Below are 18,647 nucleotides of genomic sequence, written 5' to 3' on the forward strand. Positions count from 1 at the left end.
TCCCTCCTAACCATAAAATCTTTTTTCAACAAAATCCTGATTTTATTTGTACTTTTAAATCTCCTACCATAAAAATCTGTTATGACTATTCAATAATTCAAAATAAAGGATTTCATACAAGGAAAAATGATCTCATCACTCATTTTTCTTTATTCTTACAGCAATCTCTCCTGCATGGTGATAAGCTTATTTCGTATCAACTTTTATATGTAGTCCTTTTAAGAAAGGGAGAGTGCAAAATTCAAACACTTTCCCTTTCTATAAGAATTATTTCAATTTAGGCTACGGGGTCTCCGGTATCCATTCCCCGCTGTCCTCCACATAATATCCATCCGGTGTCACTTCATTCCGGTACATGGAGCCCAATGGCCGTTCTGATTTGTCTGCAAAAAACCACTTTCCGGTTTTCTGATCCAGATGCCATGTCTGCCTGCTGTTTTCCGGTGCCAGATAATACCATTCACCGTCTATTTTCTGCCAGCCGGTAAGCATGGCACCGTTAAACAGATTTAGGTAGTACCATCTTCCGTCATTTTCATCAAGATGCCAGCCGGTTTTAAGGCGGCCAAACCAGCCGTCGTGAATCGTGGACATGAAATACCATTTTCCTTCTTCATCCAGAAACCAGCCGCTGTCCATTGTTCCTTCCATATCAAAATGGTATGTATAAATCAGCGTTGTTCCGTTATGAGAGTAGCGGATATTCGCCCACTGGCCTTTTAGTTTCGTTCCGCTGCTTAAAACAAAGGACCAGCCATTATTCGCGGCGTCAAAATTATCCCAGTAGCCATCCACATCATTTGTATAAGTTTTATAGCTTCCAAAGCGGTAAGCCCCTGGTCCAAGGCCGCTGCTTCCGGAACTGCTTCCTCTGCCGGAGCTGCTTCCGCCACCGGAACCGCTTCCGCCGCCGGAACCACTTCCTCCTCCAGAGCCATTCCCGCCGCCGGAACCATTGCCTCCTCCGGAACCGTTTTCTCCTCCGGAGCCGTTTTCTCCTCCAGAGCCACTTCCGTTTCTGATTCCGTCAACAATATCCTTTAATGTTTGATAAGCATCATTCAGCTGTTCAATCGTAGGACGGGGCAGGGTATCCCGCACGGTGATTGCATCCTGGATCGCATCAGCCAGTAAGTTCCTGTCTTCCTCACTTACCGTGCCATTGTTTTTCAAAGCATTGGCAATATCGATCTCATCCTCCAGCTGTTTTTTTGCTGCCTGCCACAAGGAATCATCTTCCTGTTCATACACTGCATAAAGCTGGAGATCTTTGTTAACCGGAGCCGTGACATCATACGTAGCGGAAGCTCCTGCCTGTTTTCCCAATCCTGCAAATTCATATACGATGCCGGTAACCGGATCCGTATAGTCTTCCAGGCATTCAAGATCCATATAACCGTCCGCATCTTCAAGAGCACTACCGGCTCTTACCTTAAGACTTGCTACTGTTCCCCGTTTTGTATCGGCAATGGTAACCTTATAGGATTTGGAATAGGTCAATAGAATCGTGTCTCCCACATTTGCATCAAACAGGAACGTACCGGTAAAACCGGCATCCGGATCATTTAAATCAGGTCCCAGGGGGATAATCTCCGTGCATGCCGGATCGTCATCCCCATTTTCAACCTTCCACAACTGATAATCCATATGGCCCAGAATGCCGGCATCCAGGATTCCATAAACCTGTATATCAGGCGTGTGGTTTCCATCGGAGGGCAGGTTCTTATTAATGCCATCCACCTTTCGTGATAATGATATATCTAAAACCCAGGGGATCTTTAATGCCTCACTGTCCACTGATGCAGCTGCTCTCACTGCATTGGACACCGTGGCAGTCGGCGTACTTCTCCGGTCAAATTTGACCGTATATTCCACCTCATGTCCTGATACCAGTAAATTCGGATCGGAGGTGTTATCAATCAGATCCAGCTTTAAAGCTTCCAACAGATCTGTTTGTTTATTAAGAGCAAAGGCTCCATTTTTAGGTGAATAATCCACGGTTGCATTGGAGGCAGTGGCTACGGTCATGGACTCATACCGAGCCTGAAGAACTACATCACCGGCCGGCATGGTAACCTGTTGATTCTGCTGGGCTGCAAAAATAGACATAGAACCAAGCAGGCACTCCCACTTTACAAAGTTGTATCCGGTTATATCCGGAGCTTTTATCCTAATTTTATCTCCTTTGCGGACGCTTATTTGGGTCGCTCCCTCTTCGATCTCCAGGGCTGCACCATCTCTGATGACTTCCGCTGCATAGCCTCCGTTAGTGATATACAGAGTATAAGTCCTGTTATCTGTCTGGGTTGATTCTTCTAAAAGGATCCGATTTCCCAGCAATAATTTCTCAGATGGAGCTTCTGTCTCTCCCAAATGCTTTGCAACTACCGTGTATTCCCGTCCTGATTCCAGATCCGGGAATACGACTGCAGACGGACTTCCTGAAGCTGTCAGCCAGCCGTCTGATGATCCGGCGGGTAAAACCACATTCTCATCGCCATCAAGAAGCGCATAAAGCGTATCCCCTGCCGCAGGACTGATGGTAATTTTTTTCCTGCCTTCATTTCCGTCATTTGCAATGGAATAGTTGCTGCCAAGTGTAACAATGCCCACTCTTGCAGGCTGGCTTGTCAGGGATCCATCCACATGATCGGTCAGCAGGTCACCGGCAACGGGAGCTGCGGTTAATGAAAGTTCATAAATATAATAATAGGTACAAGGACCCAGTCCTGTAAATTTCCCGTTTTGCAGCTGGGAACCTGTCATAACAGATATCACAACGCCCTCGGTATCCGTAACTACATACTTCCGCTCTTCATTTGCACCATTTATCTGGATTTGTCCGGTTCCATTCGCTGCTACGGTTCCGGCAGCATCAGGAATACTTAATATTCCGTCGTCTCCTGCAATTGGCGTAAATCTGGCCGTATATCTTTGATCTGAAAGAATCTGAAGGCTGTTTTGTACCTGGTTTCCATTTTCATCATACCAACCGGCAAAAAGATAGTTGTTGTCCGCATGGGTTTCAGGAAGCACAAGATCGGTCCAGGCCGTCTCCTTAGCCACATGGGCTGTGGCGGTTCCTGAAATGCTCCCATGGCTTCCGGATACAAAGACCAGATCAAACCATTCATTAGGATCCTCTTCAAAATTTGCAATTAACTTTAAGTTCTCATTTAACTCCACATCACCGGTAAGCCTTGCTCCGGTCTTTCCGGTTCCACTTAAATTGGCCTTATACCAACCGTCAAATATGTAGTGAGATGCCGGTGACGGGGTGATATTCTGAGTCAGCTCGTCAATTGAATAGGTATTCAAGCGGAAGGACTTGGGAGATGTGTCTCCGGACAGAGTTCCATTGGCACTGTTATAATAATCAATTCGGGCCCAATAATCGGGATCTGTCAAGTCTTCGTTATAAGTAATGGTAACGGCGCCTCCAAGAACATCGGTCTGAAAGGTCAGCTTTTCTTCCGTCTGATCCAGAGCGAGATTCGTGAAATTGCCATTCCATGTGATGTTGGGCGGATACGAGTATCCTGATTTTCTTTCTACCGTCAGCTCAACAGGATCAGCCGGTGAAACGGACAGATTCTGAGGCTCTGAAAGAATGTTATTGTGATTGTCCACCGTATTTACGATGATATGAGTCGTGTAATCCGGATCTAACTGATACTTATAAGTAATGATCACCATCTGATTGGGCATCTTCCCTGTATAATCCTTAACCTCATCAAATCCGCAGCCGGCGGTAGCTGCAGAATAAATACCTCTGCCGCTTAAATCATCCGTATCACCGTATCCTGACTTTACTTCTGCATCAATAAGTTCATATGCCGTGATGCTTTCCGGAGAAACTGAAAATGAAGTTTCTGCAGAGTAAGCATAAGCATCCGGTGTTTTTATTGCTGTGCCGTCTACGTCCACATATTCCACACGCAGCGTGAATTTCTTGCTGGTATCCGGCTCATAGCGGTAAGCAACCGTAAGATCGTCATTGGGCATATATCCCCGGATCGCATTGGTAGAAGTGTTGACAGTTGCCGCTTCATCCAGGGTTCCTGCCCCGCTCTCATCATCAAATCTTCTGATTTTGTTATTTTTAATCAGCACTGATTTTAATTTATACCCCGGTATATTCCTTTTATATGTGGCTGAAACCGGTGTATTGGCCGTTACCGGATGGACCCAGGTTCCGTCGTCAAAAAATCGGATCGCCTGGCTGTCGCCGGCTGATGGCCAGGCAGACTGATTGCTGCCATCCGTCATACTGTCTCTTGCCGCATTTAGATCGCGGTAATGCATGACAGTAAAATTAAACTGACTGCTGCTGTTTCCATTCCACACCGCTTTATAGGTTTCCGGTGACAAATAGGGAAATGCGTAAGGCAAATTAAGAACCTTATTCCCGTCTTCATTGTACCAGCCGTCAAAGGTATAGCCCGGCCACTCAACCTGAAATACCGGCAGCTTGGGCCTTGGCCCGGATCCTCTGTCTTCTGTTTCAATTCCACTAAAAACGGGTGCAGACGTCAGGGCATACCCTGCCTGCCCGGTTGCGTATGAAATTCCGTTTTCGTATCTTGGCACATTCGCATATGTGGAATGTGACAGATTCGGCCCCCTCTGAGGATCAAATTGAATGATCGAAGGATCGCCGTAATTCAATGCTGCCATTGACGCGGGCGGTGCCGCCATGGTAATAACCATGGCGGCTGCCAGTATCAAAGCAGTCTGTGCTTTCCATTTCTTCCTGTTTTTCATAGTCTCCTCCTTAGTGCAGCCATGCTCCATCTCCGCCGACGCTGTATCCGTCCGGCGTCATTTCGCTGATGTACATGGAGCCCAGCGGTCTCCCTTCATTGTTTTTATAGATCCATTTCTCCGTTGCCGGATCGTAATGATAGGTTTCCATACTGTTCTGCTCTGTAAAGTAATACCACTTTCCGTTGATGTTCCTCCAGCCCTTTGCCATCATTCCGGTTTCCGGGTCTAAATAATACCAGCGGCTGTCTTCCTTGTCATAGTGCCAGCCTGTCTTCATCTTTCCAAACCATCCGTCAGCTTCTGTATTGCAGTAATACCAGTCCAGCTTTTCGTCACGGAACCAGCCGTAATCCATGATCCCGTTGGCATTGAAATGATACCAGCCGTTCTTGCTTACGTCTCCGCTTGCATAATCCAGCTTTGCCCACATTCCCGTCAGACGGATCCCTCCGTTTAACACAAAGACCCACTGCCTTCCGGTTCCGGACAGTTCTTCCCAGTTTCCATTGGTTCCTACGGTATAGCTCCTGCTCCTTGACGGATTGTATGGGCTGGCTTTGATTCCGCTTCCGCTTCCTCCTCCGCCCTTGCTTCCTCCTTTGCTTCCGGAGCCCTGGATCTTGTCATAGTGGTCATAGCGGTCCTCCAATACTTCATCCAAAGGCTTTGTGACTTCCTGAAGCTTTTCCAGGGCCTCTAACAGCTCATCCAGCGTTGCCTTCGGAGATGTCCGCTCCAGTACCTCCAGGGCCTCTTCAATGGCTTCCTTTAACTTACCGGTTTCCTTTAATGTGAGGAAATAGTCATCGCTCTTATCTATGGCAGCCTTTATGGCATCCTCCAGCTCTTTCCTGGCATGGTCCACTTCTTTCTGATTGTCCTGGTAATAGGCATAGACGTAGGTTTTCCTGCTGATCTCACGGTCCGGATCGAATTCATTCAGACGGTCCTCACGGTAACTCCAGCCTATATAGTTATATTCCACTCCCTCTTCACTGATGAAAAGGTCTTCCGGTTCTTCTACCTGCCCGTATTCAAAGCTATAATACCCGTCACTGGGGGCTTCTCCCTTTCTTACCTTGAAATAATACTGGTACTTAGGAATGGCTATCCGGTTTAGGAAATACAGCCGGTATGCCTTGGAATACACCAGCACATAACGGGTTCCTGCCTGGGCAGTAAAGGTGAATAAGCCGCCGGTCTCTTCCGGGTCCTCTGACAGTTCTACCAGTTCCGCCTGGGCTGATCCGTCATCCGGGTCCGTAGTGATCCGGTACAGCTGGTAATCCATCATGTCCACATCATCCTTATTCAGCTGGACATAGGTGACGAATTCTGCATCCGATGGCGTGGCCATGGCCGTCTTTCTTCCGTTGACATATCTTTCGATATCTACATTCAGTCCCCAAGCAGCCTTAAACGCCTGGCTGTGATCGCTGTTGTATTCTGGCGATGCCTTCACTGCATTGGATTCCGTTGCCTTTGCGGCATTCTTTGTATATACCACCTTATAGGTCACATCCGCATGGTTCTGATCCATCAGGATCCGGTCTGCATCAGTGGTCAGCTCTTCTTCTAAATCCGGTATCTCCCCCGGATCAAGGGCGATGTCATTTCCGCTTCCACCCCGGACCTCATCCACTACCGTTGCAATGCTCGGACTGGCAACCGGCCTGGAATAGTACGCGGTAAACACCAGGTTGGTATCCGGCATGTCAAAGGCCAGCTCTCTCTCATAAAGCTTTCCGGTAAGTCCCGGAACCGATCCTATGGTAATCTTCCAATAAAGGAAGGTCTCCCCGGCTCCCTTGGACGCGTCTGCTGTGATCTTTACCTTGTCTCCCTTATGGGCTTCTTCATATCTGGCTGCATCGATCTCTTCCTGATCAACACTCACCACACGGCCTTCCAGAGTCTCCACGATATAGTTGGGGATTTCCAGAGCACCGCCCGGATCTGTGGTAATTGCCGATCCGTCTGGCAGCCTGCTTTCTGCCGTAATCCCTGTCTCTCCTTTTGGTCTGGCTACTACGATATACTCCTCGTTGTAGTTCAGCCCGGAAAAAGTCACGCTTCCCGGATTTCCTGTCACTGTCTGCCATCCGTCACTTCCGGTTTCCTGAGTAAGGATCACGGTTCCTTCTTTACTTAAGACTGCGTAATCCGACTTCTTATCGGCAGGCTTGATCACCAGCACCGTCTTTCCTTCGTGGTTCTCATCATACAAGATCTGGTAGTTGGTCTCCACCACCGGAGTCAGCACCTCCACCGGATCACTGATGTTTCCTGCTGTTTCTCCGATCTGGTTTCCTACGACTGCATTCACAGTTCCTGCTGCCTCGTACACAAGGTATCTGGCTCCCGGATAAAGTCCGTCAAAATACACCCGGCCTGCAATGGTTCCTGTCTGCACTCCCACGATTTTTCCGCTTAGATCCGTAATGACATACTGATAGCCTGCCGTGGTGTGGTAAACCGTAATCTTTCCCTTTCCTTCTCCGTTAAGTCCGCCAGAGGCATCGGGAGCTGCCACATCCGTTCCGAATACTGCCGGATCCGGATAGAAGCGTATGGTATAGGTGTGTCCGTTCTTTAATCCATCTGTTGATTCCACTTCCGTATCCCCGTCATACCAGCCATCCACCAGATAGTTGACCTCCGGCACATAGCCTGGGATCTGGCCTGCGATATCTCCCCAGGTCCTGTCATACTGGATATGAAGGGAGGAAATACTTCCGTCTGCCAGGGAACCGTGTTCTCCTGCCGCAAACTGAATGTTGATCCACTTTTCCGGATCTTCTTCAAACAGGGCCGTAACGGTCTCATCTCCGGTAAAGCGGTGATCCTCTTCCAGAAGCTGTTCTCCCGCATCTAAGGATCCGTTTCCGTTCTGGTCAATAAACCAACCGGCAAACCGGTAGTACTGGTCAGCCTGAGCCAGTGGCACCAGGCGTTTTTCTTTTATGGTGCTCCAGGTATAGCTGTCTGTCTGGCCTGCTGTAGTGCCGTCATTTTTCAATACGGAAGCCTCATAGACTCCGGTTCCGTTCCCCTGTTCCTGTACATCAGAAGAAACTCCGCTTCCGTGGGAAATAGCACCATTAATGCCTGATTTGAAAATGATCCGGGTCCACTGGGACGGAACACGGTCATACCGGTAGCTGACGGTCAGGTCATCGTTTGGCATGATTCCCGTAAAGTCATGGGTTCCGTCAAAGCTTCCGCCGGAAGCAGGAACTGCCGCAGCACTTTCATAGGTGTATCCGTATAACTCCCGGAACTCTGCACTGACCGCTGTATCCGCTGTTTTCTGCTGAACTTCCGGATTAATGATATTTTTTAAACTGCTGTCGCTGGTACCATTGTCCAGGAAGTTCACGGCAAAGGCATATCCTTCTTCTGTTGCTTCATATATATATGTAATCTCCACCGGCTGGTTGGGCATAACTCCCGTAAAACTTCCGTTGTTTCCAAAGCTTCCCTGAACAGCACTGACCAGATTTCCATCTGCGTCATCCGGAGTATCTCCGGCTGTTATGCGTCCCGACACAAACTGGTATCCATAGAGGTCCAAAGGAGCTGTACTTATGGCATCTTCCGGGTAATAGGGCGTTACGCCAGGCTCATGAATCACGGTTCCGTTCTCCGTCACATAGCGCACTGTTAAACTGGATCTGGCATCCGGGTTATTTCGGTCTACCTTGTATGCGTATTTCACCGCGGCATCCTGTCCCGGCATTTTTCCGGTAAATTGACCTGTGGCGCCGTTAAAGTTTCCTATGGGCACCGCCCCCAGCCCGTCATAATTGTATTCAACCGGACTGGTATGGGAATCCAGAAGACTCCACAGATACCCATGAATGTTCTTTTTCTGGGACTGGATCTCCGCCTCCACGGAATAAGTATTTTCCGTGGTCGTTGTCTGGAACACGATGGAACCGTTCTGGTTGGTGTAATCCACCGTGTAATCAAACTTCACATTAGGATCTGATTCCCATATGGCGTAGTAGGTAACCGGATCTTCCGGATAAACGGCCGGAAGAGATGAAATGTATTCCGGACCGGACTGGCTGTTTACCTTGCTCCAGCCCTTAAATACATATCCATATCTGGTTACGTTGGGAAGGAGAGCATTTACGCTGTTTCCGGCTGTTCCGGTCAGGATTTCCGGCTGGGGCGTTCCTCCGTTGACGACAAAGGCGATGGAGGCATTGATCCTGGTGTACTCATAGGTAACCATTACATCCTGCCCCGGCATGGTACCGGTTATCTTTCCAAAGGTATCCCCTGCTGTTTCCACCGCAGTCAAGGTACTGCCGGTCCCCTGTTCAATGATGATTCCGGACAGTTCATACCCGGAAATAGCTGACGGCGGCGGAATAACCACTCCATCGCCCGATGCAAGGGACAGGCTGGGGGTATCCGGCGCACCTGTCACGGTTCCTCCCGAAGAGGAATCCCGGTAAGCAAAGCTTACGGCATATCCATTGCGCTTTAAGACCGTATTCCGGGAATTGCTTAAGGAGGAGGAGCCAATGGTGGCATAAATCCCTGCCCCGTTTCCGCTATCTGCGTCCGCCAAAAAGTTATCTGCGAACGGACAGGAGGAAAGACTTCCGGAATAATCAGCCGAAGGAACGGCTATAACAACTTCCTGCCCGGCAGTCGTTGACTCTCCCACAGAAGCCTCTGGAATCTGTTCTGAAGTCACACCGATCCGGGAAGTGCCAAGGTCTCCCTCTACAGTAATGTACTTTCCTGCAGACAAAAAGACATTTGCCTTTTCTCCTGCCGTATTTGTATTATCTGTAATATGGATATCATTTAATACTGAGATTTCTCCGGTACTATTGAAATTAACAGCACCTGAACCATTTGAAATGTTGTTGGAAACCGTACCTGAGTTTATAATCAGGCTGGCACTTCCTGTTACATCCAATGCACTGCCTGATGCGGGATTTGTTATCTTATTGCCCGTAAAAGTAGTTTCTGCATTAATATAGAGTTCCCCTGCACTCGCTTTCACTAATGGATAATTGCTTACAACACCATTGCCATTTATGGTGATATGATTGACTCTTAATTTACTGTTATTTGAACTGACATGAAACATGGGGCCGGTGGGGTTGGTTCCACGCTCCAGTTCCACAATGTCTGAGATTGTTTCACCATTTTCATCAAAATTACTGCTTAAAATTGTAATATCTGTTCCAGCTCCAGAGGGAACATTTATTGATCCATTAATAGGATCATAGTCCATAATATAAATGTATCCCCTCTTACCATTCAGCTTTGACATTGCATAATCAATTGTTGCAAATGGATTAAGATATGAACCATCCCGGGAGGTACTGTCAGCTCCTCTGTCTGATGAAACATAATAAGATGTCGGCCTGACTGTGTATGCCACCCGTCTGCGAGCAATCTCGTATGGACGGACCTCTACTTTCCATGAGTAGGCAAATGCTGAATCCAGGTATGCACTTGCATTTCCCATTGCATTTGTCTTAATGTCATTACTTGAATTAAAATCATTCTTATTCTCTTTAAATGTATAATACTGATAACCTTGGTTTGCTGGGTAAGTAGATTCAAATTCATCCGGTGCTGTAATCAAATGATTACAATTGTAACCTGAACTATATGCGCCGATCCATCGCTTTACCCCCCACTCTTCCCCATAGATCCTTAAGGCAGGATCATTGGTAATGCATTCAAACGTGGCCATTGCATCAGCCCCGGACTTTCCATTCACCATGTAAAAGCCTTCTCTTGTCCCAAAGGTTCTGCTGAGATTTGCACCATCATCATCACCTATCTGAACATCTGCGGTAGTCCCAATATACATGGTCTTTGAGGTAGTATTTTTATTGTAAATATAGTAATCCACAAAAACATACTGTCCATCCGGGCTGGTATTGGTTTTCACCGACACTTCCATATTGGGAAACTTTGCATGGTTGGAAGCAAATTCCATGACACCTCCATTGTATGCACCGGAATTAGGCACATAGGTGATTTGGCCGCTATTCAGCGCAGAATCATTCATGTAGGTGTGATATCCTCCAAAACTAAAAACCGTTTGTAAAACCTGGCTGTTACTTGTTTGATAATCATATACACCGCTTTTTTTAATGCCGACCAAATCAAATCTGGCTCCGTTGCTTAAACTTGCCCATATTGTATTATCATTATGTCCATTGGCAATTTGAGAATTATCAATCTCCGGCAAGGCATATGCAGTGATCCCGCCTGTAACGGGGATCCCGCCAAGCACAATACAGAAGGCCAGCAGCCCAGCTATTATTCGCTTGATTCTTGTTTTTATTCCCACTCTGACTTTCCTCCTCGCAATTAGTATTTCTATGGAAAACAAACAGTTCTGATACTGTTTTTCCATATGCAATAAATGGTTTATTTTCTAGAAATACTCATGCTAAAAATTAAGTCTCTCTTCTGAAGGCAATTCATCTGTGGAAGGCTCCGTATCATAGCCGGCAATCATGCCTCCTTCATATGGGTTCTCCTTGTTATTCTTGTCATAATGATAGAAACCGGTTCCATCAGCTCCATTTCTCCATCTGGGTTTTTCATCATCTCCCACCCAGGCTGCGAATCTGTCATTTATGATAAGGAGATATCCCCCGTCTTTATCCTTTACCGCCTTTTTATCACCCTTTACAATCTTTCCGTTGATATCAACTACCTGGTAATACGTTTCATCATTTTTCCGGACCTCTACAACACCGTAGCCATATCCCTCATCTGCTTCCAGCTTAAGTCCGTTGATGTAATACCGGTCATCTTTTCTCTGAAGCTGGTTCCTGTTACCATATGCCTTTCCGTTTCCGGAAAATCCAAATGTAAAGACCCCGTCTTCCAGTTCCACTTTGATTTCTTTTCCGGTCTGCATGGAACCGTCGTTTAATTCATCAGGAGAAAACAGATAAAGGTCAGATTTTTCGATCCCATATAAAGAGCCGTTTATAAAGTCCTCTGAACTCCAGGCATCCATATCGTACTGGGCTACAAACTCTGATTTTCCGTCAAACAATACAAAGCCGGTCTTCATCCTTCCGATTCCGTCAAAAGCATAATTCTTTCCGCTGATATTACGGATCCGGTTCCGGTAGACTTCTCCGCTTTCATCTGTATGCCACCAGCTGCATTCCTGATCATCATAATCCGTTTCATCCAGATCTTCCGACGGATACATCCAGAACCACATATTTTTTAAAAGCCTGCCTCCATCATATGCGGAATAATATCTTGCGGAGGTGGAACTGGTAGGATTGCTTTTATCCGCATTGCTGATGGTAGCCACTTTGCTCCACCATGGGATCATAATTCCATTTTCGTCAAATCCATAAGTATATCCGCCAATGTTCCTTTGCCGTAAATTCTCTCCTTTGCTGTAAACCTTTTTGGAGTTTCCGTCAAAATAAATCCACATTTTTTCATAATCTGAATAATAGCGGTCAGTAATGGCACTTAGCAGTTCTGAACCGCCGACTCCATTGCCGATTTCGCCATAATCCAGCCATTTGTCTGTATACAGAATGCCGTCTTCTCCAGAATAATAGGCCCCTTCCACAAAGGGATCATCAGAATCATTGACGGAATTTCCATTTTCATCAAACCAGCCGGTCATCATCCGACCGTCCTCGTGAAAGATATAGGTATTTCCGTTGATCTTCTTTTTGAAACTGTTATTCTTCCTCTGATATGCCTTGCCGTCTGTTCCGAAATAGTACCAGCCTTCTTCAAAGTTTCCTTCCGGATCCTTGGATTCATCGATCCGGATCCAGGTGTTTTGAACCATCTTTCCCTCTTCATCCACAAAATAACTGGTGCTTCCAAGACTGAATATACAGTTCTTAAGAATCGTCCCTTCGGATGATAAGTAATACCAGCTATCCTTTGACTTTTTCCAGGCATTTGTCACCTGATGGTCATCCGAATCCAGGTATGACCATTCACCATTTTCGATTTTCCAGCCTTCCGCCGCTAAGGCATCTTCGTAAAAAGAAGATGTTAAAAATCCTATTGAAAACGCAAGAACTGTCAATACACATAACCTCTTTTTCATTCCTCATTATTACCTTCCTTTCTCTTTAGTTACATTTGGAGACAAATTTTCCTTTACACAAAAAAAACTTGCCGCATCTATTGATATCTGCCTGCAAATTACAACAGAATTCCTCTTTTGTTGTATAAGAGAAAGAAAAGCCGGGTCTGATTTTACATTCTGGTTGTAAAAATTTAAAGATAAACACGAAAAAAAAGCTGGTTTTACAAGATTTATACAGACCAGCCTGTTTATTGTGCGCAAATTTTCAAAAAGGGAGATTTGAAAGAAAAATACTGGATTTTATTTCCTTTATGTAGTAGAATATTTAAAGATACTGTTCTGCTTTTACAACAAAAGAGGAATTCTGTCGTCAATGCCAACCAGCAATTGGAGACCTTCCAGCTGCCTTATATGGTTATAGCCGCTTTCCATAGTATAAATACGGGTCGTGTTAACGCTGCTATGTCCCAATATATCCGCAAGCCTGGATAAATCTTTTTCTGAATCATAATAAGACCTGGCAAATAAGTGGCGCAAATTATGGGGATAAATTTTTTCCCGTGCAACTCCCGCCTCTGATCCCAATGCCTTCATATCTCTCCAGATATTGCTTCTGTCCAGCGCAGCTCCATTCCTTGTTATAAAAATCATACCGCTTTTGATATGCTGTTTCTGTGCATATCTAATTAACATCTGAGATAACTGTCTTGTAAGAAATACCGTTCTCACCTTCCCCTTACAATCCACTTCCGCCTTTCCTTTTACAGCAGCCTCAACCGTAATATAAGGTAATTCGGACACTCGAATTCCGGTTGAACAGATCGTTTGCAGAAGTAAAGCCATTCGTTCATTGCCTTTATCCAAAGCAGTCTTTACCAATCTCTTATACTCAGCCTTTGACAGCTCTTTGTTTTCTGAACAAAAAGTGTTGCGGCTGATTTTAAGGAACTTTACTTTACAATCCCCCCAATTGCAATAATTAAAAAAGCCATTAAGAGCAGCCAAAGCCCCATTAACAGTCACAGGAGCCATATTTCCCCGCAACGCACCTTTCCACATTATTACAATTTCTTTGTTAGCAGATCTTCCATTGAGATAGTTCATGAATAAGCAAAGATGATGCCGGTATCTCAGTATTGTTTCCTTGCTTTTTTCACATCCATGCAACCATGTACAATATTCATCGATCAGCGTATCCGTAACGATTCTTTCTTTTCGTTTACAGGCCTTATCCATGTTGTCCTCCTATTATGCTATACCATATTTTAAATACGAATCGTTCCCAAGTTCGGGGAAAAATATTCTACATTTCCGGAAAGTTATGAACAAAAAACAGAAACCCTCTTGTAAAAAAGAACAAGAAGATTTCTGTCTGTTATTGAAAAGAAAACTCATCAAATCAATTTGCTTTCCGTGCCATCGTCTTTAACAAAGCTTCACCTCATATGCAATCAGACAAAAGTCCATATTCATAGCATATTTCAATTACATGATTCTTGTTATAGTATGATAATATCAGACATAAAATCCAAGATTTTTCTTCTTATCTTCGCCTTTTACTTTACTTTAACTGAAATCAAATTACTTGTTTTATGTTCTGAATTTGGGGTTAATTGTATTGAATAACAGCTATCATTACTGTATGGGGTATATGCTTATATTAAGAACTGGCTCATGACATAATTGCTGATGTCGGTCCCTCTGGAGGTCAGACAGTAACAACCATTTTTATACTCCATAAGGCCCTCCTTTTCCATGGCATTTAACACCGTACCGTAAACATTCCTGATATTGTGGCCAAAGCTGCCGACAAACCCCTGGGCAGAGACACCTTGCGTCAGGCGCAGTCCCAAAAACATGTATTCTTCCATTTTTTCCTCTATGGTCAGCCGCTCAAACTCCTGCCTGAGCACTCCCTGAAATGCTTCTTCCTGGTCAAAGGAGGCGCTGCAATACTGGTTGTAAACAGGGGTATTGTGAAAACGGCATCCGTTTATATAGGAGGATGCGCCAAGGCCTAAGCCTAAATACTCTGTTCCTGTCCAATAGCCGATGTTGTGCCTGCACTCGTTGCCTTTTTTAGAGTAATTGGATATTTCATATCTTTCATACCCCTGCTCAGTTAAAAATTCCTGAGTCAGGTAATACATTTCACGCTCTGTATCCTCGTCAGGCAAATCCGGCAAAGACTTAAGGCAATTGCCTTCTTGTGACAGAAAATGATTTTTCCTCTCAGCACATTCCCCATACCGTTCAAAATAAGGGGTTCCCTCTTCCACGATCAGACTATAGGCGGATATATGCTCCGGCTTCAGCATGGTCACCTTTTTTAAGGTATTCTTCCATGATTCCAGGGTCTGTCCTGGAATTGCTGAAATCAGATCCACATTCACATTATCAAATCCTGCCATACGGACCCTCTGATAACTTTTTAAGAATTCATCAAAAGTATGGATTCTGCCCAGGTAGCTCAGTTCTTTGTCATCAGCGGACTGAAGGCCCATGCTGATCCGGTTTACCCCGGCTTTCCTGTAACAGGAAAGGGATTCGGCCGTGACCGTGCCGGGATTTACCTCCATGGTGATCTCCGCATCAGCCAGAATCTCAAACCCACTGGCAAGAGCCTGAAGTACTGCTGCCATGTCCTCCATATTTAATATAGAAGGAGTGCCTCCCCCTATGAATACACTGATCACCTGGTATTCTTTGACTTTGGCACTCTGGCATCTGATTTCTTCTATTAACTTTTCAGTATATTCCCGCTGCATCTGCTGATTTCCGGGAAAAGAGAGGAAATCGCAGTAAGCGCATTTACGTACACAGAACGGGATATGCACATAAATCTCCAGATTCTTTTTATTCATCATCTAATTTCAGTACGCTCATAAATGCCTTTTGCGGTATCTCTACGTTACCGACCTGGCGCATACGTTTTTTACCTTCCTTCTGCTTTTCAAGAAGTTTTTTCTTACGGGAAATATCACCGCCATAACACTTGGCAAGAACGTCCTTTCTCATGGCCTTCACCGTCTCACGGGCAATGATCTTGCCTCCGATGGCCGCCTGGATGGGGATTTCGAAAAGCTGTCTGGGAATCTCATCCTTAAGCTTCTCGCACATTCTCCGGCCCCTGTCATAGGCGGATAATGCATGGACAATAAAGGAAAGGGCATCCACTTCTTCCTTGTTCACCAGGATGTCCAGCTTTACAAGCTCTGACCGCTGGTAGCCCTTCAGCTCATAGTCAAAAGACGCATATCCCCTGGAACGGGACTTTAAGGCATCAAAGAAATCGTAAATGATTTCATTTAAAGGAAGCTCATATTTTAAGAGCGCCCTGGTAGCTTCCATGTATTCCATGCCAAGGTACACACCGCGCCGTTCCTGGCACAAAGTCATGATGGCGCCTACAAATTCCGTGGTCACCATGATCTCCGCGCTGACGATTGGCTCTTCCATATATTCAATTTCCGTTGGATCAGGCAGGTTGGAGGGGTTTGTCAGTTCCAGCTTCTCCCCGTTCTTTTTATACACACGGTAAACAACGCCGGGAGCCGTTGTCACCAGATCCAGGTTATATTCCCGCTCCAGACGCTCCTGAATGACTTCCAGATGAAGGAGACCTAAAAATCCGCAGCGGAAACCAAAGCCAAGGGCAAGGGAAGTCTCAGGTTCAAAGAACAGGGAAGCATCGTTAAGCTGCAGCTTTTCTAAGGCATCCCTCAAATCATTGTAGCGGGCTCCATCCGCAGGATATAGGCCGCAGTAAACCATGGAAGTCACCTTCTTATAGCCCGGAAGGGGCACCTTGCAGGGGCGGTCCGCATGGGTGATGGTATCACCCACCGCAGTATCCTTTACATTCTTAATGCTGGCTGTGAGATATCCTACCATGCCTGCACTTAAGAATTCACAGGGAAGAAACTGTCCTGCACCGAAATAACCTACCTCCACCACCTCTTCTATTGCTCCGGTAGCCATCATGCGCACCTTATCGCCTTTTCTCACTGTTCCTTCTTTTACCCGGAAGAAAACGATGACGCCTTTATAGGAATCATAAAGAGAGTCGAAAATCAGGGCCTGAAGGGGAGCTTCCGGGTCTCCCAGAGGAGCCGGGATCTTTTCAACTATGGCTTCCAGGACTGCTTCCACATTTTCTCCTGTCTTTGCGGAAATCCTGGGAGCATTGTGAGCCTCTATCCCTATTACATCTTCGATCTCCTCCACCACACGCTCCGGCTCTGCGCTTGGGAGATCAATTTTATTTAATACCGGAAATACGTCAAGATCGTGATCAAGAGCCATATAAACGTTGGCAAGAGTCTGTGCCTCGATCCCCTGGGATGCATCCACCACCAGGATGGCTCCGTCGCAGGCTGCAAGGCTTCGGGAAACCTCATAGTTAAAGTCCACATGACCCGGTGTATCGATCATGTTAAAGATGTATTCTTCGCCATTTTGAGCCTTGTAAACGGTCCGGACCGCCTGGGCCTTGATGGTGATTCCCCTCTCTCGTTCCAAATCCATGTTATCAAGCACCTGGGACTGCATTTCCCTGCTGGTCAACAACCCTGTCTTTTCTATAATCCTGTCCGCAAGGGTTGACTTTCCGTGATCAATATGAGCGATAATACAAAAGTTGCGTATCTTATTCTGCTGGGCAGCTGCCATATGATTAATTCCTCTTTTCTGATGTTTCTGGTGTTCTCCGGCAAGCACCCGTCAAAAGGGCAAAATCCGCCAGATTACTATGATATCTTTAAAAATATACCATTAAAATGACTGATTGTCCACCGTGAAAGCATTGAATTTCCCTGTAATTCCGTTGGAAAAATATGAATGACCGCCTGTCTTGCTGTCCTTGCTAAAAATAGCAGTATCATTTTAGTATTATAGTGTTACTGAAATGACATTTCCTTCACATGCAAATACAGTAAATCTGTGTTAGGTTAATATTAAAGAAACAACCGCCCCAATACAAGGGGTTGCCAATAAAAAGATAGAAATCCGCCCTTTTCACTCTTCAAAGTTTACAAGGATGGGCTCATTACCGGGACTTTAATAATGGAAGGCCAACGCCCTTGCAGTGACACCATTGTCCCTGTCACTATGGTATCATATCCCATTTCCATCTGCAATTACTTTCCTGGCAGCAAAAAGATGGATATCTATATTCTGTTATGTCTTTGATAAACTATACAGAGAAAAGGCTACTAGTTAAGCGGTCTTGTCCCATTCATTTATTTTCCGAATGAGAAAGAGACGGGGTTGACCGCCTCTGTGTGCAGACATACTTTTCAGATAAGTACGTACTTACATATAATTTTCTCTAATATAGACTTTAACTTCGCTTTTACGAATTATTTCTTCAGGCATGCGCAACTGGCTTAAACACTTATGATATGCTTTTTCCACTACTTCATTTGCCAAAGCAACTGAATCTTGAACAACTTTCATACATGATTCATCAATTTCCACGCAAGAACTGAGAGCATTACCCACAATGCCGCTTGCAAGATACGTAACTTCATTAGCGCACTGAAAGATGATCGCTTCATATTTTTCATCAAGATCCGGGAAAGTAAAACTGACCATCACTTCATAAAATTGGGTTCCTTTTAGCCCGCAGGGCACTTCGACTTCCCGACAACCCTTTAAATAACAAATTCTTCTTGTACATCTAGAGGGATACGGCTCTTTGTATTTAAACCCCCATACCTTGATTTCAAAGCTGGGCATAAAAACTCTCCTCTCTAAATAAACTTCTAATTCAATATATGCCATTCTTACTAATATGTATATCAAAAGA

Annotated in this window: 7 protein-coding genes; all 7 read right to left on the bottom strand. The window is 45.4% G+C overall.

The features are described 5' to 3' along the window. Positions 1–282: 282 nt before the first annotated feature. Complete coding sequence (locus K401_RS0103140; RefSeq protein ID WP_024291607.1) at positions 283–4,764, bottom strand: InlB B-repeat-containing protein; 4,482 nt, start codon at positions 4,762–4,764, stop codon at positions 283–285. 10 nt (positions 4,765–4,774) lie between these two features. Continuing rightward, the gene (locus tag K401_RS0103145; RefSeq protein WP_024291608.1) at positions 4,775–11,101 is read right to left on the bottom strand and encodes an InlB B-repeat-containing protein; all 6,327 of its coding nucleotides are present in this window, start codon (positions 11,099–11,101) and stop codon (positions 4,775–4,777) included. A 102-nt stretch (positions 11,102–11,203) separates the two neighbouring features. Next, a complete protein-coding gene (locus K401_RS0103150; protein WP_024291609.1) occupies positions 11,204–12,856 on the bottom strand; it encodes a cell surface protein in 1,653 nt (550 codons plus the stop codon). A 327-nt stretch (positions 12,857–13,183) separates the two neighbouring features. Then, on the bottom strand, positions 13,184–14,074 hold the full coding sequence (locus K401_RS0103155) for a tyrosine-type recombinase/integrase (RefSeq protein ID WP_024291610.1): 891 nt from the start codon (positions 14,072–14,074) through the stop codon (positions 13,184–13,186). Positions 14,075–14,493: 419 nt separating this feature from the next. Then, positions 14,494–15,705: a radical SAM family heme chaperone HemW gene (hemW, locus tag K401_RS0103160; protein ID WP_024291611.1), complete on the bottom strand. Its 1,212-nt coding sequence runs from the start codon at positions 15,703–15,705 to the stop codon at positions 14,494–14,496. Next, positions 15,695–17,509: a translation elongation factor 4 gene (lepA, locus tag K401_RS0103165; protein ID WP_024291612.1), complete on the bottom strand. Its 1,815-nt coding sequence runs from the start codon at positions 17,507–17,509 to the stop codon at positions 15,695–15,697. The genes hemW and lepA overlap by 11 nt, the downstream gene beginning before the upstream one ends. A 642-nt stretch (positions 17,510–18,151) precedes the next feature. Further along, positions 18,152–18,577: a hypothetical protein gene (locus K401_RS0103170; protein WP_024291613.1), complete on the bottom strand. Its 426-nt coding sequence runs from the start codon at positions 18,575–18,577 to the stop codon at positions 18,152–18,154. Positions 18,578–18,647 lie beyond the last annotated feature (70 nt).

Origin of the sequence: Lacrimispora indolis DSM 755 (assembly GCF_000526995.1) — a bacterium.
Lineage (GTDB): Bacteria > Bacillota > Clostridia > Lachnospirales > Lachnospiraceae > Lacrimispora > Lacrimispora indolis.

Coding starts and splice junctions, on each gene's coding strand:
- K401_RS0103140 (WP_024291607.1), bottom strand. CDS start 4,764: ATGAAAAACAGGAAGAAATGGAAAGCACAGACTGCTTTGATACTGGCA.
- K401_RS0103150 (WP_024291609.1), bottom strand. CDS start 12,856: ATGAAAAAGAGGTTATGTGTATTGACAGTTCTTGCGTTTTCAATAGGA.
- K401_RS0103155 (WP_024291610.1), bottom strand. CDS start 14,074: ATGGATAAGGCCTGTAAACGAAAAGAAAGAATCGTTACGGATACGCTG.
- hemW (WP_024291611.1), bottom strand. CDS start 15,705: ATGATGAATAAAAAGAATCTGGAGATTTATGTGCATATCCCGTTCTGT.
- lepA (WP_024291612.1), bottom strand. CDS start 17,509: ATGGCAGCTGCCCAGCAGAATAAGATACGCAACTTTTGTATTATCGCT.
- K401_RS0103170 (WP_024291613.1), bottom strand. CDS start 18,577: ATGCCCAGCTTTGAAATCAAGGTATGGGGGTTTAAATACAAAGAGCCG.